Source organism: Nocardioides sp. ChNu-99, from assembly GCF_029493445.1.
Taxonomy (GTDB): Bacteria; Actinomycetota; Actinomycetes; order Propionibacteriales; family Nocardioidaceae; genus Nocardioides.
On sequence record NZ_JAHWBL010000036.1, the window covers coordinates 1 to 20,668 of the forward strand.

The window sequence follows — 20,668 nt, forward strand, 5'->3', positions numbered from 1 at the left end:
GGGCACGGGTGCGGCGGCGGCGCCGGCGGCGGGCGCGGCACCGGTGGCGGATGCGGGTGCGGCGGCGGCCGGGCCGGCGGTGGCGGGGAAGGGGTCGGGCATGGCGGAGCCATCGTCACACGGGCGCGCCGCCCCGCACATCGGGACGATCCCCGAGCCAACCCCGACCCGCGGGAGGCGACGCCCGGCCCATCCCCGGGGCAGGATCAGGGGCGTCCCCGATGGTCGGGAGACCCGCGGCGCACGAGGCTGGGACGCATGACGACGACACACGACGAGGCACCCGCCTCCCCCGGCGGGCCCCGGCCCGGCGACGCCCACGACCACGGCCCCCGCGTGACGGGGGCGCAGGTGCGCGACCTGCGCCGGCTGCGGCGCTGCCGGGACGACCGCTACGTGGCCGGGGTCGCGGGCGGGCTGGCCCGCCACCTCGACCTCGACCCCCTCGTCCTGCGTGTCGCGCTGGCCGTGCTCGTGCTGTTCGGCGGCAGCGGTCTGCTGCTGTACGGCGCCCTGTGGCTGCTGGTGCCCTCGGACGACACCGAGGAGGCGGTCGTCCCGCTCGACGACCGCAGCCGCGCGGTCGCGCTCGCCGTCGCGGGGGCCCTGGCGGCGCTCGCCCTCCTCGGCGACCTCGTCGAGGGCTGGGTGCCCTGGCCCTTGCTACTGGTGCTGCTCGTCGTCGCGCTCGTGGTGGGCGGCCACCAGCGCCGCTCGACCGCCCGCACGCCCGGCTCCGGCCCCGCGACCACCACGGGCACGCCGTACCCGGGGACCCACCCCGGGGGCGACGCCGCGGCCGGGCACCCGCCGTACCCGTCCGTGCCGCGGTACGTCGCGCCGCAGCGTCCGCGGAACCCGCTGCGCCGCGGCCCCCTGCTGTTCTGGTTCACCGGCGCGCTCGTGACGTTCGGCGTGGGGCTCCTGGCCCTGGTCGACGTCGCGGGCCTCGCCGTGACGCCGTCGGCCTACCCGGCCCTCGCACTCGCCGTGGTCGGCACGATGCTGGTGGTCGGGGCGTTCTACGGCCGCGCCGGCGGGCTCGTCCTGGTCGGCCTCGTCCTGGCCGGGGTCACGGCCGTGACGGCCGCGGCCGAGGAGGCCAGCGCCGGGGAGCGCGTGGTCGTGCCGTCGGGCGCCGACGGGGTCCAGGACCGCTACCGGCAGGGAGCGGGCGACCTGCGGGTCGACCTGTCCGGCGTGCGGGACGCCGACCGGCTGGCCGGGCGCACCGTGCGGATCGAGGCGGGGGCCGGGCGGGTCGAGGTGGTCCTGCCGGCCGGGCTCGACGCCGAGGTCTTCGTCGACGTCGGCCTGGGCGGCGCCGACGTGCTCGGGCGGGTCGAGGACGGGCCGGGCGTGCAGCTGCGCGAGGCCCACGACGCGCCCGGCACGACACCCGGGGTGCGCACCGAGGAGGCCCTCGGCCTCGACATCAGCCTCGGGCTCGGCGACGTCGTGGTGGTGACCCCGTGAGCGCCCCGCACCCGCCGCTCCCCGAGCCGGACCACACCCAGCCGCTGACGACGAGCAGCACGAGCAGGACGGAGACGACCGTGGCCACTCCCACCGCGACCGACGGGTCCGACCAGACCGAGGGGACCGAGCGGATGGAGGGGGCCGAGCAGCCGGCCGGCACCTGGCTGGAGGCCGGGCGGCACCCGGTGAACGTCGGCCACCTCGTCATGGGGGTGGCGTTCCTGGGCCTCACCCTGGTGTGGGCGCTGCTGGTCTCCGGCGCGGTCGAGGCGGTGGACGCCCGCTGGCTGCTGCCGCTGCCGTGGCTCGCGGCCGGGGGCGCCGGCATGGCCGCCACCGTGGTGGCGGCCCGCCGGCACCGCTGACTCAGCGCCGCCGGCGCGGCTGCTCGGCCACCCAGGCGTCGCGGGCCCGGACCGCGATGTCGGGGTGGTCGGCGAACAGCACGTCGACGCCCGCGTCGAGGAACGCCCGCGACTCGGCCGCGAGGTCGCCGTGGGCGTTCGGGTCGGTGCCGATCCGGAAGTTCGTCGCCATGAACTGGTTCTCCGCCCGCAGGGTCCACACGACGACCTCGAGCCGGGCGCGGTGCGCGTCGCGCACCAGCGAGCTCGGGGCACCCGTCGCGCCCGTCGCGGGGTTCCGCGGCAGCACGCGGTCCTTGTGCGGCGCGACGTGCTCGGCGTACCGGGCGATCTGGCGGAGACCGGCCGGGGTGACGAGGTCGTCGTACGTGCGGGGGTCCCCGGCCGCGACCAGGTCGTACGGCGCGCCGGCGGCGTCGACGAGCTGGGCCAGGGGCACGTCGGTGAGGCGGTCGAGGTCGCGCAGGTTCTGCGTCTCGAACGACTGCACGACCACGTCGTCGCGGCGGCTGTCGAGGCCGTGCTCGTCGAGCGTGGCCACCAGCGGCTCCTCGAGGCTGAGGCCGATGGAGTCGAAGTACGTCGGGTGCTTGGTCTCCGGCGCGACCGTGATGTCGCGGCCCACCTCGCGGGACTCCGCGGCCACGAAGGTCAGCACCTCGTCGAGCGTGGGCACCTCGTAGAGGCCGTCGTACGCCGTGTTCCCCGGCCGCACCTGCGGCAGCCGCTCGACCGCGCGGAGCGTCTTGAGCTCGGCGAGGGTGAAGTCCTCGGTGAACCAGCCGGTGACGGCCCGGCCGTCGATGGTCTTCGTGGTGCGACGGTCGGCGAACTCCGGGTGGTCGGCGACGTCCGTCGTGCCGCTGATCTCGTTCTCGTGGCGCGCGACCAGCACGCCGTCGCGGGTGCTGACGAGGTCGGGCTCGATGGCGTCGGCGCCCTGGGCGATGGCGAGCTCGTAGGCCGCCAGCGTGTGCTCGGGGCGGTAGCCGGAGGCGCCACGGTGCCCGAAGACCTCGGGCTGGTCGTGGCGGCCGTTCCCGTGGCCGTTCCCGTGGCCGTTCCCGTGGCCGTTCCCGTGGCCGCGGTCGGCGGCCTGCGCGGGGGTGGCGGCACCGGCGGGTGCGGTGGGGGCGACGAGGGCGAGAGCGGCCGTGGCGACGACGGCCGGCGTGGCGGTGCGCAGGGCCCGCGACAGGGCCCGCGGCAGGGTGCGAGAGGGGTTCCGAGAGGTCATGCGGTCCACCCGAACGCAGCCGGGCGACGCAGCCCGGTCACCGCGGTGGCGCCCGCGTGACCCTGGGACGACCCGTGGATGAACCGGCTGCGGGTGGCCGCGGGTCAGCCCCGGGACAGCGGCGCGTCGGTCAGGGAGCCGGCGAGGTCGACCAGCTCGTCCTCGTCGAGGCTGCCGTAGACCACGGCCACCGCCGGCGCCTCGGCCTCGGCGGCGGGCAGGGCCCGCACGAGGGCGGTGTCCGAGCCCTCGGTCCACACGCCCCACCCTCCGGCGACCGCGGTGGTGGAGGAGGACACCTCGACGCTCCCGTCCGCCTCGCGGTCCTCGCCGAGCACGGTGTCGAGCACCGCCTCCTGGTCGGCGAGCGTCACCTTGACCCCGGCGAAGCGCTCGCCGTCGACGAGCATGCCGAGGGTCCACTCCGGCTCGTCGCCGAAGGGGAGCCGGGCGGAGGTGGCCTGCCACCCGTCGGGCAGCTCGGCCGGGTAGAGCACGGGGAAGCCCGACTCCTGGCCGGCGCGCACCGCCGAGAGGTAGTCGACCTCCTCCACGGGCGCGACGGACTCGGGCTCGGCGCGGAAGAAGTCGCGGAAGACGACGAACGCCACGACCGCCAGCACCAGCACGATCATCGACCCGACGAGTCCCCCGACGTTGCGCTCGTACCGGCCGGGCTTGCCCACGGGGGCGGGTCGGGAGGGTTCGCTCACGGCGCCCATCCTCCCACCCGCGGCGCGACGTCCCGCAGCCGCCGCCCGGGCGCCAGCATCCGCGGGGCCGTGGTTCCGCGGATGCGGGCGCCGGGGCCGCCCAGACCCGCGGATCCGCCCGATCACGCTGCTACTCACCGCACCTGCGGCATGATGGCTCCTCGTGGACACCTACCGCGTGGCCGAGGCCGCCGCCCTCCTCGGCGTGAGCGACGACACCGTGCGCCGCTGGATCGACGCCGGGCGCCTGCCCGCGCGGCGCGAGGGCGGCCGGACGGTGGTCGACGGCCCGGAGCTCGCGGCGTACGCCGCCCGCGAGGCCGACCAGCAGCCCGACGACGCCCGCGCCGGCGCGGTGAGCGCCCGCAACCGGCTGCCGGGCATCGTCACGCGGGTCGTCGCCGACACGGTGATGGCACAGGTCGAGATGGTCTGCGGGCCCTTCCGGGTCGTGTCGCTGATGAGCGCCGAGGCGGCCCGCGAGCTGGGCCTCGAGCCCGGCGCCCGCGCCGTCGCGTCGGTCAAGTCCACCACCGTCGTCGTCGAGCGCCCCTGATGCGCCCGGCCCCGCCTCCCACCGGCCGACCGATCGGAGCCCTCGTGCCCCTCCCCCGCACCCGCCGCCCGCTCGGCGCCGCCCTCGCCGCGCTCGTGGTGCTCCCCCTCGCGGCGTGCGGCTCCGACGCAGGTACGACGGGGGGCGACGACGCGCGCACCCTCACCGTCCTCGCGGCCGCGTCCCTGACGGGCACCTTCACCGAGCTGGCCGAGCAGTTCGAGGCCGAGCACGAGGGCGTCAGCGTCGACCTGGTGCTCGACTCCTCGGGCACCCTGGCGGACCAGGCCGCGCAAGGCGCGCCGGGCGACGTGCTGGCGACGGCCGACACCGCCTCGATGGAGCGCGCCGGGGACGCCCGGGCCGACGACCCGGCCGTCTTCGCCACGAACGAGCTGGTGCTCGTCACCCCCGCCGCGAACCCGGCCGGCGTCACGGGCATCGCGTCCCTCGACGACGACGCCGTCACCTACGTCGTGTGCGTCGAGACCGCCCCCTGCGGGGTCCTCGCCGCGCAGGCGCTGGCCGACGCGGGCGTCACGCGCGAGCCGGCGAGCCTAGAGCGCGACGTCAAGGCCACGCTGGCGCGGGTGAGCGAGGACGAGGCCGACGCCGGGCTGGTCTACCGCACCGACGCCCGCGCCGCCGGCGCCGACGTCGCGACGTTCGACCTCCCGGGGTCCCTCGTCACCGCGTACCCCGTCACCACGCTGGCGCAGAGCGCCCATCCCGACCTGGCGGCGGAGTTCGTCGACCTGGTCCTGTCCGAGGCCGGCGCCGACGTGCTGGGCGCCGCCGGGTTCGGGCCCCCGTGAGCGACCGGGCGACCCTGGGACGGCCGCCGGCGCTGCTGTGGGTGCCCGCCGCGCTGGCGGTGGTCTTCCTGGCCGTGCCGCTGCTCGCCCTCGTGCTCGCGACGCCCTGGTCGTCCCTGCTCGCCGACCTGCGCTCCCCCGACGTGCTCGCCGCCCTGCGGCTGAGCGCGCAGACCTCGCTGGCCACGGTCGTCGCGTGCCTGGTGCTCGGCACTCCCCTGGCGTGGGTGCTGGCCCGTGTCGACTTCCCCGGCCGCGGCCTCGTGCGGGCGCTCGTCACCGTCCCCCTCGTGCTCCCGCCCGTCGTCGCCGGCGTCGCCCTCATCGCGGCGCTGGGACGCAGCGGCCTGGTCGGCGGGCCGCTCGACGCGGCCACGGGGCTGACCCTGCCCTTCACCACCGCCGCGGTCGTGGTGGCGCACACGTTCGTGTCGCTGCCCTTCTACGTCATCAGCGTCGAGGGGGCCCTGCGCTCCGCCGGGGAGGGCTTCGACGAGGTGGCCGCCGGCCTCGGCGCGACCCGGTGGTACACCTTCCGCCGCGTCACGCTCCCGCTGGCCCTGCCCGGCGTCGTCGCCGGGTCGGTGCTCGCCTGGGCGCGCTCGCTCGGCGAGTTCGGCGCCACCGTGACGTTCGCCGGCAACTACCCCGGCACCACCCAGACGATGCCGTCGCGCATCTACGCGGTCTACCTCGCCGACCCCGAGGCGGCGCGCACGCTCGCGATGATCCTGCTGCTCGTGTCGGTGGGGGTGCTCGCGCTGCTGCGCAACCGGTGGCTCACAACCGGCGCCGCCCCACGGGTCGGGACGGGGGTAGTGGCGTGAGCGGGCTGGTCGCCGACCTCGACGTGCCCGGGCGGCTGCGGGCCGCCGTACGGGCGGAGGAGGGTGACGTGCTCGTCGTCGTCGGCCCCAACGGGTCGGGGAAGACGACCCTGCTGCGCTGCCTCGCCGGCCTGCTCCCCGGTGGCCCCGCCGAGGTGGCGGTCGCCGTGGGCGGCCGTTGCTGGACCTCCCCCCTGCTGCTCCCCCGCGACCGGCGGGTCGGGTACGTCGTGCAGGGCCAGGCCCTCTTCCCGCACCTCGACGCCCGGGAGAACGTGGCCTTCGGGCTGCGCGCCCGCGGGGTGGAGCGCCGCGCGGCCCGCGACCGGGCCGACGCCGAGCTCGAGCGGCTCGGCGTCGGGCACCTCGCCGAGCGGCGGCCCGGCGAGCTCTCCGGGGGCCAGGCGCAGCGGGTCGCGATCGCGCGGGCCCTGGCCACCGACCCCGAGCTCCTGCTCCTCGACGAGCCGTTCGCCGGCCTCGACGTCGGGGTGGCCGCCACCCTGCGGGTGGAGCTCGCCCGCCACCTCGCGACGTACGGCGGCACCACCGTCCTCGTCACCCACGACGCCGTCGACGCGCTCGCCCTCGGCACGCGGATGCTGGTGCTCGAGGACGGCCGCGTGGCGCAGGAGGGCACGCCGGCCGAGGTGGCCGCCCGTCCCCGCACCGACCACGTGGCCCGGCTCGTGGGCCTCAACCTGGTGCCCGCCGGGCCGGCCGGGCTCGCGGCCTTCCGGCCCAGCGCCGTCACGCTGTCACCCGGCGCCCCCACCGCGCCGTCGGGCTCGGCGCGCCTGCGCTGGCGCGGGCGGGTCGAGCAGGTCGTCCCGTACGGCGACGGGGTCCGCGTGTCCGTGCGCACCTCCGGCGACGGACCGGACGCCCTCCTGGCCGACGTCACGGCCGCCGCGGTGGCCGAGCTGGGCCTGCACCCGGGGGTCGAGGTCTGGGCGAGCGCGAAGGAGACGGCCGTGACCCGCTACCCGGCCGGTGCCGCCGACGACGCCGCCCCGACGCTACGATCCGGCCATGGCGACTGATCCCTCGACGGTGTCCGACCTGCCCGAAGACCTGCGGGTCGAGCCGGAGGCGCCCGACCGCAACCTCGCGCTCGAGCTCGTGCGGGTCACGGAGGCGGCCGCCATGGCGGCGGGGCGCTGGGTCGGCAAGGGCGACAAGAACGGCGCCGACGGCGTCGCCGTCAACGCCATGCGCGTCATGATCTCGAGCGTCGGCATGAACGGCACGGTCGTCATCGGCGAGGGCGAGAAGGACGACGCCCCGATGCTCTACAACGGCGAGCGCGTCGGCAACGGCACCGGCCCGGAGTGCGACGTGGCCGTCGACCCGATCGACGGCACCACCCTGACCGCGAAGGGCATGGCCAACGCCGTCGCCGTGCTGGCCGTCGCCCCGCGCGGGTCGATGTACGACCCCTCCGCCGTCTTCTACATGGAGAAGCTGGTGACGGGCCCCGAGGCCGCCGACGTCGTCGACATCCGCCTCCCCGTCGCCGAGAACATCGCCCGCGTCGCGAAGGCCAAGCGCTCGGGCGTCGAGGACGTCACCGTCGTGCTGCTGGACCGCCCGCGCCACGAGCAGATGGCGCAGGAGATCCGCGACGCCGGGGCCCGCATCAAGTTCATCACCGACGGCGACGTCGCCGGCGCCATCGCCGCTGCCCGGCCCGGCTCCGGCGTCGACCTCCTCCTCGGCGTCGGCGGCACCCCCGAGGGCATCATCACGGCCTGCGCGATGAAGTGCCTGGGCGGCACCATCCAGGGCCGCCTGTGGCCCACCGACGACGAGGAGCGCCAGCGCGCCCTCGACGCCGGGCACGACCTGGACCCCGACCACGTGCTCCACACCGACGACCTCGTCACGGGCGACGACTGCTTCTTCGTGGCCACGGGCATCACCGACGGCGAGCTCATGCGCGGCGTGCGCTACTCCGGCGGCGGGGCCACCACCGACTCGCTCGTCATGCGTTCGCGCAGCGGCACCATCCGCCAGGTCGTCTCCGAGCACCGGCTCAGCAAGCTGCGCGCCTACTCCGCCATCGACTTCGAGCGCTGAGCCCGTCGGGAGCGGCTGTCATCATGGCGGGCATGGCCCCGGACGACCCCGCCCGCACCCCCGAGACCGCCCCCGAGACCGCCCCCGAGACCGCCCCCGAGACCGCCCCCGAGACCGCCGACGAGACAGCGGCGGACGTCGGGGCGGAGGAGCACCTCGACGCCGGTCTGGCGCCCGAGCCGGAGGACGTGGAGCCGGGGACCGACCTGCCGCCCGGGCTGGCCGCCGTACCCCGCTCGCCGGAGTCGTTCGCGCCGGTGCGCGACGACCTCGAGCTCTGCTACCAGACGTACGGCGACACCGGGGACCCGCCGGTGCTCCTCGTCATGGGGCTCGGCGGCCACATGACGTGGTGGCCCGACGAGCTGTGCCGGATGATCGCGGCCGAGGGCTACTTCGTCGTGCGCTACGACAACCGGGACGTCGGCCGGTCGACCCGGGTGGCCGAGCGCGTGGGCAAGGCCGCGATCGTGCGCGCCTTCCTCGGCCTGCCGGTGCACGTGCCCTACACGATGGCCGACCTGGCCGAGGACGCCGTGCTGCTCCTCGACCACCTCGGCATCGACCGGGCGCACGTGGCGGGGGTCTCGATGGGCGGCATGATCGCCCAGACCCTGACGGTCGACCACCCGGAGCGGGTGCTGTCGCTGACCTCGATCATGTCCACGACCGGCAACCGCCGTGTGGGCTGGCAGCACCCGCGGCTGCTGCCCGTGCTCGTCGCCCCGCGCCGCCCCGACCTGGAGTCGTACGTCGCGAGCACCGCCATGATGGCCCGCCTCATCGGCTCGCCGGCCTACACCGACACCGACGACGCAGTGCGCTCGCGGGCCGTGGAGACCCACGGGCGGGGCGTCAGCGGGTCCGGGATCCTGCGGCAGATGGGGGCGATCCTCACGCAGCCCGACCGCACGGCGAAGCTGCGCGAGGTGCGGGTGCCCGTCACCGTGCTGCACGGCAAGCAGGACCGGATGGTGCACCCCTCGGGCGGGCGGGCGACCGCCGCGGCCGTTCCCGGCGCGCGGCTCGTGCTCGTCGCCGGGATGGGCCACGACCTCCCCCGCGGTCTCTTCCCCTCGTTCGCCGACGCCATCACCAGCACGGCCCGTCGGGCGACCCGCGCCACCGCCTGAGGACCGCCTGAGGCGCCCCTGAGGGGGCGGGGGGCGCGCCGTACCCATCCCTGGTCCGCACATACCCCCTCCGCACCGCCCGACCCCCTTTCTGACCTGGGGTTACGCTCACGAGACGTTCCGTGGCACCAGGGGCGGCCGGGGTGCTGGACAACGCCGCCGCGAAGGTCTAGACCTGAGGGCCACACAACTCAATGGAGAGGGAGTGGCACATGGGTGGCCCCCATCCCCGTCTCGGACGGAGGGTCGGCGCGGCGGCGACGCTCGTGCTGGCGGCGAGCACGCTCACCGCGTGCGGCAGCTCCGGCAAGCCGACGCTGAACTGGTACATCAACCCCGACGGCCAGGCGACCTTGACGTCGCTGGCCGAGCGGTGCAGCACGGACGACTACGACATCGAGATCCAGCTGTTGCCCACGGGCGCCACGGACCAGCGCACGCAGCTCGCGCGCCGGCTCGCCGCGTCGGACAGCTCGACGGACCTGATGAGCCTCGACCCGGTCTTCGTGCCGGAGTTCGCGAGCGCCGGCTGGCTCCTGGAGCTGCCCGAGGACGTGGCCTCGGCCGTCGTCGACGACGACGTCCTCGCCGGTCCCGCGGAGACCGTGACCTGGGAGGACGGCGTCTACGCCGCGCCGCAGTGGGCGAACACGCAGGTGCTCTGGTACCGCCAGTCGCTCGCCGACGCGGCCGGCATCTCCGAGGACCTCGAGGCCGGCACCGCGACCTGGGAGCAGGTCATCACCGCCGCGTCCGAGAACGGCGCGACCGTGGGGGTGCAGGCCGACCGCTACGAGGCCTACATGGTGTGGATCAACGCGCTGGTGCAGGGCGCCGGCGGCGAGATCGTCAGCAACACCGAGGCCGGCGTCGACGCCGAGGTCGAGATCGACTCCGAGGCCGGACGGGCGGCCGCCGCGGTCGTCCAGCAGCTCGCCGACTCCGAGGCCGCGCAGTCCGACCTCTCCGTCTCCCGCGAGGGCACCTCGCTCGGCGCCATGTTCGCCGAGGGCAGCCCGGGCGAGTTCATGACCAACTGGACGTTCGTCTACAAGAACTACGAGCCCAGCGAGACCAACACGGTCGTCACCGAGGAGCAGTTCGGGGACCTCGCGTGGGCCCGCTACCCGCGCACCGTCGAGGGCGAGGCGTCCAAGCCCCCCGTCGGCGGCATCAACATCGGGGTCGGGGCCTTCACCGAGCACCAGGACCACGCCCTCGAGGCCGCCCAGTGCGTCACCGACCCCGAGGCCCAGCTGGCGCTCGCGGTCACCGACGGCCTCATGCCCGCCCGGGCGTCGGTGTACGACGAGCAGGAGCTCGTCGACGCCTACGACCCCACGCTGCTCGAGCTGTTCCGCACGAGCGTCGAGGAGGGCGGCCCCCGCCCGAAGAGCGCGTTCTACAACCAGATCTCGGGCGCCGTGCAGTCGCAGTGGCACTCGCCCTTCGACGTCGACCCCGAGAGCACCCCGCGCGAGTCGGCGGAGTACCTGCGCGAGGTCCTGAGAGGGGAGGCCCTGCTGTGACCCACACCGTGACCGCACCCGCCCCGGAGGCGCAGCGGAAGAAGGCCAGCGACCGGGCCGTGGCCGAGAACAAGCTCGGCATGAAGCTGGTCGCCCCGGCTCTCGTCGTCATGCTCCTCGTCACGGCGTTCCCGATGCTCCAGGCGCTGTGGCTCTCGCTGTCGAACTACGCCCTCACGGCGCCGGACGACCGGTCCTTCGTGGGCCTGCAGAACTACGTGACCGCCCTGACCGACCCGCTGTTCTGGCGCACGATGGCCGTGACGGTCGGCATCATGATCGTCACGGTGTTCTTCGAGCTGATCATCGGGTTCGTGTTCGCCCTGGTGATGCACCGGGTGATCTTCGCGCGCGGCATCATCCGCACGTCGATCCTCATCCCCTACGGCATCATCACGGTCGTCTCGGGCTTCGCCTGGCAGTTCGCCTTCAGCGGCACGAACGGGTTCGTGAACCTGTGGCTGCCGTTCGTCGAGGGCAACTTCAACTGGTTCGGCGAGCAGTTCCCGGCGCTCTTCGCGATCTGCGTCTCCGAGATCTGGAAGACCACGCCGTTCATGTCGCTGCTGCTCCTCGCCGGTCTGGCGCAGGTGTCGGAGGACATGATCGAGGCCGCCAAGGTCGACGGCGCCACGTGGTGGCAGCGCCTGTTCCGGGTGATCCTGCCGAACATGCGGGCCGCGATCATGGTCGCGATCCTGTTCCGCGCCCTCGACGCGTTCCGCATCTTCGACAACATCTTCGTGATGACGGCGGGCGCGGTGGGCACCGAGTCGGTCTCGTTCCTCACCTACCGCCAGGTGATCGAGCAGTTCCAGATCGGCATGGGCTCGGCACTGTCGGTGCTGCTGTTCCTCTCGGTGCTCGTGATCGCCTTCCTCATCGTCAAGCTCTTCCGCGTCGACCTCGCCGCGGCCCGGCAGGAGGGATGAGCGATGGGTAACGGTTCCGCGCTCCGCAAGGCCGGCATCGCCGTCGGCGCACTGCTGATCCTCGTCTGGTGCCTGCTGCCGGTCGCCTGGATCATCTCGCTCTCCTTCAAGTCGCAGGAGTCGATCACCAACGGCAGCCCCGGGTTCTTCCCCGCCGACGGCGGGTTCGCCGGCTGGGACAACTACGTGGCCGCCTGGGAGAACGACCAGTTCCGCCGGGCCATCTTCAACTCGATCGGCATCTCGCTCATCGCGACGCTGCTGTCGGTGATCGTGGCCACGCTCGCGGCGTACGCGATCGCGCGGCTGGAGTTCAAGGGCAAGAAGCTCGTGCTCACCACGGCACTGGCGATCGCCATGTTCCCGGTGGTCTCGCTCGTCGGCCCGCTGTTCGACCTGTGGCGGGCGATCGGGCTCTACGACACGTGGCCCGGCCTGATCATCCCGTACATGTCCTTCACGCTGCCGCTGGCGATCTGGACCCTGTCCGCCTTCTTCCGGGAGATCCCGTGGGAGATGGAGCAGGCCGCCCAGGTCGACGGCGCCACGTCGTGGCAGGCCTTCCGCAAGGTGATCGTGCCGCTGGCGGCACCCGGCGTGTTCACCGCCGCGATCCTCACGTTCTTCTTCGCCTGGAACGACTTCGTCTTCGGGATCTCGCTGACCTCCACCGAGGCCGCGCGACCGATCCCCGCGTCGCTGTCGTTCTTCGTCGGGGCAGATCCGTTCAACCGGCCGGCGTCCCTGCTGGCCGCGGGAGCCGTCATCGCGACGATCCCGATCATCGTCATCGTGCTGGTCTTCCAGCGCAAGATCGTCGCCGGGCTCACGTCCGGCGCAGTGAAGGGATGATTCCGTGGCCGGCATCCAGATGAAGAACATCGTCAAGAAGTACGGCGACGGCTTCCCCGCGGTGAACGACGTCTCCATCGACATCGCGGACGGCGAGTTCGTGATCCTCGTGGGGCCGTCGGGGTGCGGGAAGTCGACGCTGCTGCGGATGATCGTGGGCCTGGAGGACATCACCTCCGGGGACATGGTCATCGGCGAGAAGCGCGTCAACGACCTGGCTCCCCGCGACCGCAACCTGGCGATGGTGTTCCAGAACTACGCGCTCTACCCCCACCTCACCGTCTACGAGAACATCGCGTTCCCGCTGCGGCTGGCGGGCGCCTCCGACGCCGACGTCGACGCGAAGGTCCGTGAGGCATCGGCGACGCTGGAGCTCGACGAGCACCTCGACCGCAAGCCCGGCAACCTGTCGGGCGGTCAGCGCCAGCGCGTGGCCATGGGCCGCGCCATCGTGCGCGACGCCGACGCGTTCCTCTTCGACGAGCCGCTGTCGAACCTCGACGCCAAGCTCCGCGGCCAGATGCGCACGGAGATCGCGCGGCTGCAGAAGAAGCTGGGCATCACCACCGTCTACGTCACGCACGACCAGACGGAGGCCATGACGCTCGGCGACCGCGTCGCGGTCCTCAAGCGGGGCGTGCTGCAGCAGCTCGCGTCGCCGCGGGAGCTCTACGAGAACCCCGGCAACCTCTTCGTCGCTGGCTTCATCGGCTCCCCGCCGATGAACTTCCTGCCGGCCGAGGTGGACGGCACGAAGGTGCAGCTGCCGTTCGGCACCGTCGAGATCCCGGCCGACCGGGCCGAGAAGGTCGCCGGCCGGGGCCTGCTCATCGCGGGCATCCGCCCCGGGGCCTTCGAGGACGCGTCGCTCGTCGACGAGGCGAAGGCGCCGACGGGCTCGACGTTCCGGGCCAAGGTCGAGGTCGTCGAGTGGCTCGGCAACGAGACCTACGCCTACCTGCCGTTCGAGGCGCCGCCGGAGGTCCAGAAGCAGCTCGAGCAGTTGGAGAAGGACCTCGACGGCGACCAGCTGCGCACGCAGCTCGTCATCAGCCTGGACGGCGCGAGCCGCGTCCGCGAGGGCGACGAGGCGGAGATCTGGGTGGACACCTCGCAGATGCACCTGTTCGACCCCGCGACGGGCGAGAACCTGACGGTGGACCGCACCCGCGCCGGGCGCATCCCGGAGCTGGACGGCCCCGCCACCCGCACCACCGCCTGACCCACCGCGAACCGCGACCCGGGCACCGCCCCGGACGCACGACGGCCCCCGGTCCACCAGGACCGGGGGCCGTCGGCGTCTCACTCGAGGAGCTTGCGCTTCCGCCTGCGCTCCCCCGGCATGGCCTTGCGGGTGACGCTCACGCCGCCCATGAGCGCGACCCCGCGGACCCGCACGACGGGCGAGTGCTCGTCGTACTGCGCCTCGACGCGGTCGCGGCCCTGCTCGAAGCCGCCCATGATGCCGACGCCGTCGATGACGACCCGGGTCCAGGCGTTCACGGTGATGTCGACCCCGCCCATCAGCGCGTTGGCGATGATGACGACCTCGCGCGACGCGAAGCGCGCCTCCCGCAGGTCGAGCTCGACCCCGCCCATGAGGGCGAACGCGTTGTGCGTCGGCCCGACCTCCCACACGCCCTTGCGCGAGACCCCGCTCATCACCGCGACGCTCACCGCGTAGTGGTCGGCGGGCACGGGCGCGCCGCCCGTCGACTTCGTGAACGAGACGGGCGACGGCGCCGCCGCCCCCGGTACGGCGAGCCCGCCCCCCGTGGGCGCCTCGCCGGGGAGGTCGGCCAGCAGCGGCACGAGGTCGGCGTAGATCTTGGCGCCGTACGCGGCCTCGAGCCGCTCGTCGAGCTCGTCGGGCTCGAGGCGGCCCTCCCCCGCCGCGTCGCGGAGCAGGTCGGCCACCTTGTGCCGGTCGGCGTCGGAGATGCGCAGCTGGGACGGATCGCTCACGCGCCCCAGCCTAGGTGTCGTGGGCCGGTGCCGGGACCCGACGAAGGTCGGGGTCGGCGGGCGCGAGCGTGCGGGTGAGGGCTCCGGGGGTCCGGGGCTCCGGGGCTCCGGGGCTCCGGGGGTCAGTGGGGCTCGACGTACACCGTGCCGCCGAGCTCGACGAACTCGCGGGACTTCTCCTGCATCCCCGCGAACCGCTCGCGGACGTCGTGGCTGATCCGCATCGAGCAGAACCGCGGGCCGCACATCGAGCAGAAGTGCGCGGTCTTGGCCGCCTCGGCCGGGAGCGTCTCGTCGTGCAGCGCCTGCGCGGTGACCGGGTCGAGGGAGAGGGCGAACTGGTCGTGCCAGCGGAACTCGAAGCGGGCCCGGGACAGGGCGTCGTCCCACTCCCGCGCCCGGGGGTGGCCCTTCGCGACGTCGGCGGCGTGGGCGCACAGCTTGTAGGTCACCACGCCCGTCTTGACGTCGTCGCGGTCGGGCAGGCCCAGGTGCTCCTTCGGGGTGACGTAGCAGAGCATCGCCGTGCCGTGCATCGCGATGGCCGCCGCGCCGATGGCGGACGTGATGTGGTCGTAGCCCGGCGCCACGTCGGTCGCCAGCGGGCCGAGCGTGTAGAAGGGCGCACCGTGGCACCACTCCTGCTGCAGGCGCACGTTCTCCTCCACGAGGTCGAGCGGCACGTGCCCCGGCCCCTCGACCATCACCTGAACGTCGTGGTCCCAGGCGCGGACCGTCAGGTCCGCCAGGGTGCGCAGCTCGGCGAGCTGGGCCGCGTCGTTGGCGTCGGCGACCGACCCCGGCCGCAGGCCGTCGCCCAGGCTGAAGCTGACGTCGTACGCGGCGAGCAGCTCGCAGAGCTCGTCGAAGTGGGTGTGCAGGAAGTTCTGCTGGTGGTGGGCCAGGCACCAGCCCGCCATGATCGAGCCGCCTCGCGACACGATGCCCGTCACCCGGTCCGCGGTGAGCGGCACGTGCTCGAGGAGCACGCCGGCGTGCACGGTCATGTAGTCGACGCCCTGCTCGCACTGCTCGACCACGGTGTCGCGGTAGACCTCCCACGTCAGCGCGGCCGCGTCGCCCCCGACCTTCTCGAGCGCCTGGTAGAGCGGCACCGTGCCGATCGGCACGGGCGAGTTCCGCACCACCCACTCGCGCGTGGTGTGGATGTCGTCCCCGGTCGAGAGGTCCATGACGGTGTCGGCACCCCAGGTGACGGCCCAGGTCAGCTTCTCCACCTCCTCCGCGACCGACGAGGTCACGGCCGAGTTGCCGATGTTCGCGTTCACCTTCACGAGGAAGCGGCGGCCGATGACCATCGGCTCCAGCTCGGGGTGGTTGACGTTGGCCGGGACGATGGCGCGGCCCGCGGCGACCTCGCTGCGCACCAGCTCCGGGTCGCACCCCTCCCGGGCGGCCGCGTAGGCCATCTCCGCCGTCACGACTCCCTGCCGTGCCAGGTGGAGCTGGGTGGGGCGCCGCCCGGGGAGGGCCCTGCGGGGGTCCCGCCGCTCGCCACGCCACTGCGTGCGCACCTCGCCGCGGCGCACGGCGGCGGGGCCGTCGTCGCGGAGGCCCGGGACGCGGCCCGGGTACGGCGCGGTGTCGCCGCGGGCGTCCAGCCACGGGGTCCGCAGCGGCGGCAGGCCGACCTCGGGCGCGGAGCCGGGGCCCGCCGTGGTGTAGCGGTCGAACGTGCTGCCGTCGGTCAGCGCCACCCGGGTCACGGGCACGCGCAGCGGCGTGCCGTCGGGGCCGGGCGGGCCGTCGAGCAGCACGCGCGCGTGCGCCGGGTGCACCGGACCGGCCGGGGTCGAGGGGGCGGGCTCGGCGGGCTCGGCGGGCTCGGTGGACGGGTCGGTGGTGGTCATGGGGTCTCCTCGGTTCGGTGGGACGGGTGGGGGTCGACGGTGTGGGCGACGGGCCCGCGGCCGCGGCCGAGGGTCCAGCGCGCCGAGCGTGCGAGCTGGCGGGCCACGTAGCGGGCGGCCGCGCCCACGGCGGGCTCGAGGTCCGCGCCCCCGGCGAGCGCGGCGGCCAGCGCGGCGGAGAAGGTGCAGCCGGACCCGTGGTCGTTCTCGGTGCGGACGCACGGGTGGGCGAGCGGCACCGGGCTCCGGCCCGGCCGGGCGAGCCAGTCGGTGCAGGTCGCCCCCGGGTCGGACCCGGGAGCGGGCCCGCCGGTGAGCACGACGGCGCAGCCGGCCTGCGCGAGGGCCGCAGCGAGGCGGGGCGCGGGCGTGGCGTCGTCGGGCGCGAGGCGCAGGAGGGCGCGGGCCTCGTCGGCGTTGGGCGTCACGACGCTCGCGCGGGGCAGCAGGACGTCGGCGTACGCCGCGGCGACCGCCGCGTCGCCGAGCACGGCGCCCGAGGTCGCCACGAGCACCGGGTCGACGACGAGCGGGCGGTCGGGGTGCCCCCCGAGCCGGTCGGCGACGAGGCGGACGACCTCCGGCGAGCCGAGGACCCCGGTCTTGACGGCACCGACCGGCAGGTCCCCGAGCACGGCGTCCAGCTGCGCGGCCACGATGCCGGGCGGGGGGACGTGCACGGCGTGCACGCCGGTGGTGTCCTGGGCCGTCACCGCCGTGACGACGCAGGCGCCGTGCACGCCGTGGGCGGCGAACGTCGTGAGGTCGGCGGCCACACCCGCGGCGCCCCCGGAGTCGGTGCCCGCGACGGTGAGGACGACGGGCGGCGTGGCGGACGGCGGTGACGACGACGTCATCGTCCGTCCCCCGGCCCCGCCGCGGTGGCGGCGTCGACCGCCGCGAGGAGGGCGGCGACCTCGACGCCGGGGTCCGGGGCGCGCATCACCGCGCCCATGACGGCGACACCGTGGGCGCCGGCGTGCACCGCGTCCGCCGCGGTGCGGGCGTCGATCCCGCCGAGGGCGAGCACCCGGGTCGCCGCGCCGGCGCAGCGGCGGCGGGCCTCGCCGTACACCGCGGGGGGCAGCGCCGGACCGTGGCCCGGCTTGCTCGCGGTGGGGGCGAACGGGGAGAGCGTCACGTACGCCGCGCCCTGTCCGGCCGCGCGCGCGACCTCCGCGACGTCGTGGCAGGAGCGGGCGTGGAGACCGGCCCCGCCCGTGCCCTCGGCGGCCTGGTGGGCGGCGAGGTGCACCCCGTGCGCCCCGGGCAGCGGCACGCGCGCGGTCAGCACGGTGAGGTCCGAGACCTCGCGCAGCCGGGCGACGAGCGCGGTGCGAGCGGGCACGTCGAGGTCCAGCTCGCGCACCACCACGGTGCGCAGGCCAGCCGCGGCGCACTCCCGGACGGTGCGGACCAGTCCCCGTCCCAGCGACAGCTGGGAGCGGTCCGTGAGCAGCACGACGTCGGTCCTCACGCGCTCACCCGGCCGGTCGACGGACTCGACGCGCGGGCCACGGAGCGGCGTGGGATCCGGCCGGCGCCGCGCGCGGCCCACCCGGCCTCCACCGCGAGCCGCAGCGCCCGGGCCATCGCCACGGGGTCCGCGGCCCGGGTCACCGCACTCGCCGCCAGGACGGCGTCGCAGCCCAGCTCCAGGGCCGTGCAGGCGTCACTGGCGGTGCCGACCCCGGCGTCCAGCACCACGGGGACCGCCCCGTCCACGGTCGCGACGAGGGCCTCGACGGCGTGCGGGTCGAGCACGCCGAGACCCGACCCGATCGGCGACCCGAGCGGCATGACGGCCGCGCAGCCGGCGTCGAGCAGCCGGCGCGCGATCCCCGCGTCGGCGGTCGTGTAGGGCAGCACGACGAAGCCGCGGGCGACGAGCCGCTCGGCCGCGTCGACGAGCTCGACGACGTCGGGCAGCAGCGTCCGGTCGTCCGTGACGACCTCCAGCTTCACCCAGTCGGTGCCGAGCGCCTCGCGGGCCAGCTCCGCGGTCAGCACCGCCTCGTGGGCGCTGCGACAGCCCGCCGTGTTGGGCAGCACGCGCACCCCGCGGCGGCGCAGCGTCGCCAGCAGGCCGCCCGCCGCGCTCGCGGACGTCCGGCGGACGCTGACCGTGACGAGGGCCGGCGCGGCGGCGTCGAGCACGGGGTCGAGCAGCGCGGGGCGCGGCAGCCCACCCGTGCCGAGCAGGAGCCGTGAGTCGAGCCGCTCGCCGGCGACGACGGGGCCGTCGCGCTCCGGGCCGCTCATCCGCCCTGCACCGCCGTCACGATCTCGACGACGTCGCCGTCGCCCAGGGGCGTGGTGGCGTGCGCGGCGCGACGCACGACGGTGCCGTTGACCGCCACGGCGTGCCCGGCGGGATCCCCGACGTGGGCGGCCACGAGCTCGGCGACGGTGCGGGCCGGCGTGGGGACGGGTTCACCGTTGACGGTGAGGTGGGGCATGGCGCTCCTCGGGGTCGGTGCGGGCGTGGTGGTCGGTACGGCGGGGGTCGAGCAGCGGCTCGACGTGCCCGGTCGCGAGGTGGTCGGCGACGAGCCGTGCGGTCAGGGGGGCGAGCAGCACCCCGTGGCGGAAGTGGCCGGCGGCCAGCACGACGGGGACGGCCGGGACGGGACCGTCGGCGGGCGGCGCCGGCCCGACGAGCGGCAGGTGGTCGGCGCTCGTCGGGCGGTCGCGCGCGGTGGCCTCGACGAGCTCGGCCCGGTCCAGGCCCGGGAGCAGCACCCGGGCGGCCTCGAGCAGGCGGGCGACGCCGCCGGCCGTGACGACCGGTGGACCGTCGTGCTCCTCGCTCGTGGCACCGACGACCACCTCGACGCCGGGGTCCGGCGCCCCGGGCTCGCGCGGGCGGGGCACGACGTACACGGGCTCCCCCGCCACCCACCCACGCACCACGTGGCGCGGCGGGTCGTCGGTGCGCAGCCGGAGCACCTCGCCGCGGACGCCGCGCACGAGGTGGGCGTGCGGGGGCGGGAGGCGGGCCCCGGTCGCCACCACCGCGACGTCGTGGTCCCACCCCGTCGCGGCGGGCTCGACCCGCACCCGCGCGCGCAGGGCCGCGACCACCCGCCGCGGGTCCCCGGCCCGGTCGTCGGGCAGCAGGGCGCCGCCGGCGACCCGCCCGAGCGAGGGCTCCGCACGGCGCAGCGCGGCACGGTCGAGGAGCGTGGCGGTCCCGCCCAGCGAGCGCAGGAGGGCGACCTGGCGCTCCACGTCCTGCAGGTCGCCGCGGTCGTGGCCGACGAGCAGCGTGCCGGCGCGGTGGAGCGGGACGCCGAGACGGGCCGCGTACGCCGGCCACAGCGCGGCGCTGCGCAGGGTCAGGGCGAGCAGCCCCTCCTCGCCCCACCAGACCTCGCTGCCGGGCGCGAGCATGCCGGCGGCCGCGTGGGAGGCGCCGGAGCCCGGTGCCGGGTCGACCACCAGCACCACGTGACCGCGGCGCTGCAGCTCCTCGGCGACGGCGAGGCCGACGATGCCGGCGCCCCGCACGAGCACCCGCGCCATCAGCGGGCGGCCAGGAGGTCCTCCGCTGCGGCCAGGGGGTCGGGTTGTCGCCAGATCGCCCCGATGACGGCGACGCCGTGGGCGCCGGCGGCCCAGGCGTCCGCGGCGAGGGCGGGCGTCATGCCACCGATCGCGACGAGCGGCAGGGGGCCCACCGCCGCGGCGAGCCCGTCGACGCCGCGGGGGGCCGGCAGCCCGGCCTTCGACGCCGAGGGCGCCACGGGACCGAACCCCGCGTAGTCGGCGCCGGCGGCCGCCGCCGCCGCGACCGCCGGGCGGTCGCGGCAGGTGGCCCCCACGAGGAAGCCCGGGAGGTCGAGCGCGGCGGCGATGCGGCGCGCGGCGGGCACGGGGAGGTCGTCCGCGCCGAGGTGCACCCCGTCGGGGGACGCCGCCAGCGCCACGTCGAGGCGGTCGTTCACCACGACCCGGGCACCGTGGGGGCGCACGGCCGCGACCGCGCGGTGGGTCAGGTCGACCAGCGCGGCGGTCGTGGCGGTCTTCGCCCGCACCTGGAAGCCGTCCACCCCCCGTGCGGCGAGCGCCGGCAGCAGCGCGAGGTCGTCGTGGAGGTCGACGAGGCAGAACAGGCGCGGCACACCGGTGGCCGCGCCGCTGGTGACAGCAGGCACGAGAACGCTCCTCACTTCCTGCGCCGGCATGACCCGGATCAGGTTCGACGGTCGGGGCGGTCTCAGCCCCATCTCAGCCCACTGCCGTGGACTCCCGTGGTGGATGCCGCCCACCGTACTCGTCGTCGCGACGACCGCAACCCCGCCCTGCGGCGCCA

General features: G+C 75.4%; 22 protein-coding genes and 1 riboswitch. Of the genes, 12 read left to right on the forward strand and 10 right to left on the reverse strand.

What is annotated here, in order from left to right; translation table 11 throughout:
* The first annotated feature begins 258 nt into the window (after positions 1 to 258).
* Positions 259 to 1,476, forward strand: coding sequence for a PspC domain-containing protein (locus KK617_RS12530; RefSeq protein ID WP_277500378.1), 1,218 nt, complete (start codon positions 259 to 261; stop codon positions 1,474 to 1,476).
* On the forward strand, positions 1,473 to 1,844 hold the full coding sequence (locus KK617_RS12535) for a hypothetical protein (protein ID WP_277500379.1): 372 nt from the start codon (positions 1,473 to 1,475) through the stop codon (positions 1,842 to 1,844). The genes KK617_RS12530 and KK617_RS12535 overlap by 4 nt, the downstream gene beginning before the upstream one ends.
* Before the next feature lies 1 nt (position 1,845).
* On the opposite strand, the gene KK617_RS12540 is transcribed toward KK617_RS12535, so the two are convergent.
* Together KK617_RS12540 and KK617_RS12545 are read right to left on the reverse strand one after the other, a co-directional pair.
* Positions 1,846 to 3,081: a glycerophosphodiester phosphodiesterase gene (locus KK617_RS12540; RefSeq protein WP_277500380.1), complete on the reverse strand. Its 1,236-nt coding sequence runs from the start codon at positions 3,079 to 3,081 to the stop codon at positions 1,846 to 1,848.
* 104 nt (positions 3,082 to 3,185) lie between these two features.
* Positions 3,186 to 3,794: a DUF4245 family protein gene (locus KK617_RS12545; RefSeq protein ID WP_277500381.1), complete on the reverse strand. Its 609-nt coding sequence runs from the start codon at positions 3,792 to 3,794 to the stop codon at positions 3,186 to 3,188.
* 163 nt (positions 3,795 to 3,957) lie between these two features.
* Here KK617_RS12545 and KK617_RS12550 point away from each other — a divergent pair, with 163 nt between their 5' ends.
* The 10 genes from KK617_RS12550 to ugpC all read left to right on the forward strand — a co-directional run bounded on the left by KK617_RS12550 (position 3,958) and on the right by ugpC (position 13,739).
* A complete protein-coding gene (locus KK617_RS12550) occupies positions 3,958 to 4,350 on the forward strand; it encodes a helix-turn-helix transcriptional regulator (RefSeq protein ID WP_277500382.1) in 393 nt (130 codons plus the stop codon).
* 44 nt (positions 4,351 to 4,394) lie between these two features.
* Entirely contained in the window at positions 4,395 to 5,165 is a 771-nt protein-coding gene (modA, locus tag KK617_RS12555; RefSeq protein WP_277500383.1) for a molybdate ABC transporter substrate-binding protein, read from the forward strand.
* Complete coding sequence (locus KK617_RS12560) at positions 5,162 to 5,992, forward strand: ABC transporter permease (RefSeq protein WP_277500384.1); 831 nt, start codon at positions 5,162 to 5,164, stop codon at positions 5,990 to 5,992. Before modA ends, KK617_RS12560 begins: the two co-directional genes overlap by 4 nt.
* A complete protein-coding gene (locus tag KK617_RS12565; protein WP_277500385.1) occupies positions 5,989 to 7,035 on the forward strand; it encodes an ABC transporter ATP-binding protein in 1,047 nt (348 codons plus the stop codon). Before KK617_RS12560 ends, KK617_RS12565 begins: the two co-directional genes overlap by 4 nt.
* Positions 7,025 to 8,071, forward strand: coding sequence for a class II fructose-bisphosphatase (gene glpX / locus KK617_RS12570; protein WP_277500386.1), 1,047 nt, complete (start codon positions 7,025 to 7,027; stop codon positions 8,069 to 8,071). Before KK617_RS12565 ends, glpX begins: the two co-directional genes overlap by 11 nt.
* Before the next feature lie 32 nt (positions 8,072 to 8,103).
* Positions 8,104 to 9,204 (forward strand): alpha/beta fold hydrolase, encoded by a 1,101-nt coding sequence (locus KK617_RS12575; RefSeq protein WP_277500387.1) that lies wholly within the window; start codon positions 8,104 to 8,106, stop codon positions 9,202 to 9,204.
* 212 nt (positions 9,205 to 9,416) lie between these two features.
* A complete protein-coding gene (locus KK617_RS12580; protein ID WP_277500388.1) occupies positions 9,417 to 10,733 on the forward strand; it encodes an extracellular solute-binding protein in 1,317 nt (438 codons plus the stop codon).
* The gene (locus KK617_RS12585; protein ID WP_277500389.1) at positions 10,730 to 11,665 is read left to right on the forward strand and encodes a sugar ABC transporter permease; all 936 of its coding nucleotides are present in this window, start codon (positions 10,730 to 10,732) and stop codon (positions 11,663 to 11,665) included. Before KK617_RS12580 ends, KK617_RS12585 begins: the two co-directional genes overlap by 4 nt.
* 3 nt (positions 11,666 to 11,668) lie before the next feature.
* Positions 11,669 to 12,517, forward strand: a complete 849-nt coding sequence (locus KK617_RS12590) for a carbohydrate ABC transporter permease (protein ID WP_277500390.1) — start codon at positions 11,669 to 11,671, stop codon at positions 12,515 to 12,517.
* 4 nt (positions 12,518 to 12,521) lie between these two features.
* Positions 12,522 to 13,739 carry a sn-glycerol-3-phosphate ABC transporter ATP-binding protein UgpC gene (ugpC, locus tag KK617_RS12595; RefSeq protein ID WP_277500391.1) on the forward strand — a complete coding sequence of 406 codons (1,218 nt, stop codon included), beginning with the start codon at positions 12,522 to 12,524 and terminating at the stop codon, positions 13,737 to 13,739.
* A gap of 80 nt (positions 13,740 to 13,819) precedes the next feature.
* Here ugpC and KK617_RS12600 read toward each other — a convergent pair whose 3' ends face one another.
* From KK617_RS12600 to KK617_RS12635, 8 genes are all read right to left on the reverse strand, one after another.
* A complete protein-coding gene (locus tag KK617_RS12600) occupies positions 13,820 to 14,482 on the reverse strand; it encodes a DUF1707 domain-containing protein (protein ID WP_277500392.1) in 663 nt (220 codons plus the stop codon).
* 122 nt (positions 14,483 to 14,604) lie between these two features.
* Positions 14,605 to 16,353, reverse strand: a complete 1,749-nt coding sequence (gene thiC / locus KK617_RS12605; protein ID WP_277500393.1) for a phosphomethylpyrimidine synthase ThiC — start codon at positions 16,351 to 16,353, stop codon at positions 14,605 to 14,607.
* Positions 16,350 to 17,210 (reverse strand): bifunctional hydroxymethylpyrimidine kinase/phosphomethylpyrimidine kinase, encoded by an 861-nt coding sequence (gene thiD / locus KK617_RS12610; RefSeq protein WP_277500394.1) that lies wholly within the window; start codon positions 17,208 to 17,210, stop codon positions 16,350 to 16,352. The genes thiC and thiD overlap by 4 nt, the downstream gene beginning before the upstream one ends.
* Positions 17,207 to 17,830, reverse strand: coding sequence for a thiamine phosphate synthase (locus KK617_RS12615; RefSeq protein WP_277500395.1), 624 nt, complete (start codon positions 17,828 to 17,830; stop codon positions 17,207 to 17,209). Before KK617_RS12615 ends, thiD begins: the two co-directional genes overlap by 4 nt.
* Entirely contained in the window at positions 17,827 to 18,615 is a 789-nt protein-coding gene (locus KK617_RS12620) for a thiazole synthase (RefSeq protein WP_277500396.1), read from the reverse strand. The genes KK617_RS12615 and KK617_RS12620 overlap by 4 nt, the downstream gene beginning before the upstream one ends.
* Positions 18,612 to 18,812, reverse strand: coding sequence for a sulfur carrier protein ThiS (thiS, locus tag KK617_RS12625; protein ID WP_277500397.1), 201 nt, complete (start codon positions 18,810 to 18,812; stop codon positions 18,612 to 18,614). Before thiS ends, KK617_RS12620 begins: the two co-directional genes overlap by 4 nt.
* The gene (locus tag KK617_RS12630; RefSeq protein WP_277500398.1) at positions 18,787 to 19,878 is read right to left on the reverse strand and encodes an FAD-dependent oxidoreductase; all 1,092 of its coding nucleotides are present in this window, start codon (positions 19,876 to 19,878) and stop codon (positions 18,787 to 18,789) included. The genes thiS and KK617_RS12630 overlap by 26 nt, the downstream gene beginning before the upstream one ends.
* The gene (locus tag KK617_RS12635) at positions 19,878 to 20,510 is read right to left on the reverse strand and encodes a thiamine phosphate synthase (protein WP_277500399.1); all 633 of its coding nucleotides are present in this window, start codon (positions 20,508 to 20,510) and stop codon (positions 19,878 to 19,880) included. Before KK617_RS12635 ends, KK617_RS12630 begins: the two co-directional genes overlap by 1 nt.
* Positions 20,508 to 20,618: riboswitch (TPP riboswitch) on the reverse strand. (Overlaps the previous gene by 3 nt.)
* Between the last annotated feature and the right edge of the window lie 50 nt (positions 20,619 to 20,668).

What these genes read in the sequence shown, in the direction of transcription:
- thiD (WP_277500394.1), bottom strand. Translation starts at nt 17,210, where the DNA reads ATGACGTCGTCGTCACCGCCGTCCGCCACGCCGCCCGTCGTCCTCACC.
- KK617_RS12580 (WP_277500388.1), top strand. Translation starts at nt 9,417, where the DNA reads ATGGGTGGCCCCCATCCCCGTCTCGGACGGAGGGTCGGCGCGGCGGCG.
- KK617_RS12620 (WP_277500396.1), bottom strand. Translation starts at nt 18,615, where the DNA reads ATGAGCGGCCCGGAGCGCGACGGCCCCGTCGTCGCCGGCGAGCGGCTC.
- KK617_RS12590 (WP_277500390.1), top strand. Translation starts at nt 11,669, where the DNA reads ATGGGTAACGGTTCCGCGCTCCGCAAGGCCGGCATCGCCGTCGGCGCA.
- KK617_RS12540 (WP_277500380.1), bottom strand. Translation starts at nt 3,081, where the DNA reads ATGACCTCTCGGAACCCCTCTCGCACCCTGCCGCGGGCCCTGTCGCGG.
- thiC (WP_277500393.1), bottom strand. Translation starts at nt 16,353, where the DNA reads ATGACCACCACCGACCCGTCCACCGAGCCCGCCGAGCCCGCCGAGCCC.
- thiS (WP_277500397.1), bottom strand. Translation starts at nt 18,812, where the DNA reads ATGCCCCACCTCACCGTCAACGGTGAACCCGTCCCCACGCCGGCCCGC.
- KK617_RS12575 (WP_277500387.1), top strand. Translation starts at nt 8,104, where the DNA reads ATGGCCCCGGACGACCCCGCCCGCACCCCCGAGACCGCCCCCGAGACC.
- glpX (WP_277500386.1), top strand. Translation starts at nt 7,025, where the DNA reads ATGGCGACTGATCCCTCGACGGTGTCCGACCTGCCCGAAGACCTGCGG.
- KK617_RS12630 (WP_277500398.1), bottom strand. Translation starts at nt 19,878, where the DNA reads ATGGCGCGGGTGCTCGTGCGGGGCGCCGGCATCGTCGGCCTCGCCGTC.
- KK617_RS12530 (WP_277500378.1), top strand. Translation starts at nt 259, where the DNA reads ATGACGACGACACACGACGAGGCACCCGCCTCCCCCGGCGGGCCCCGG.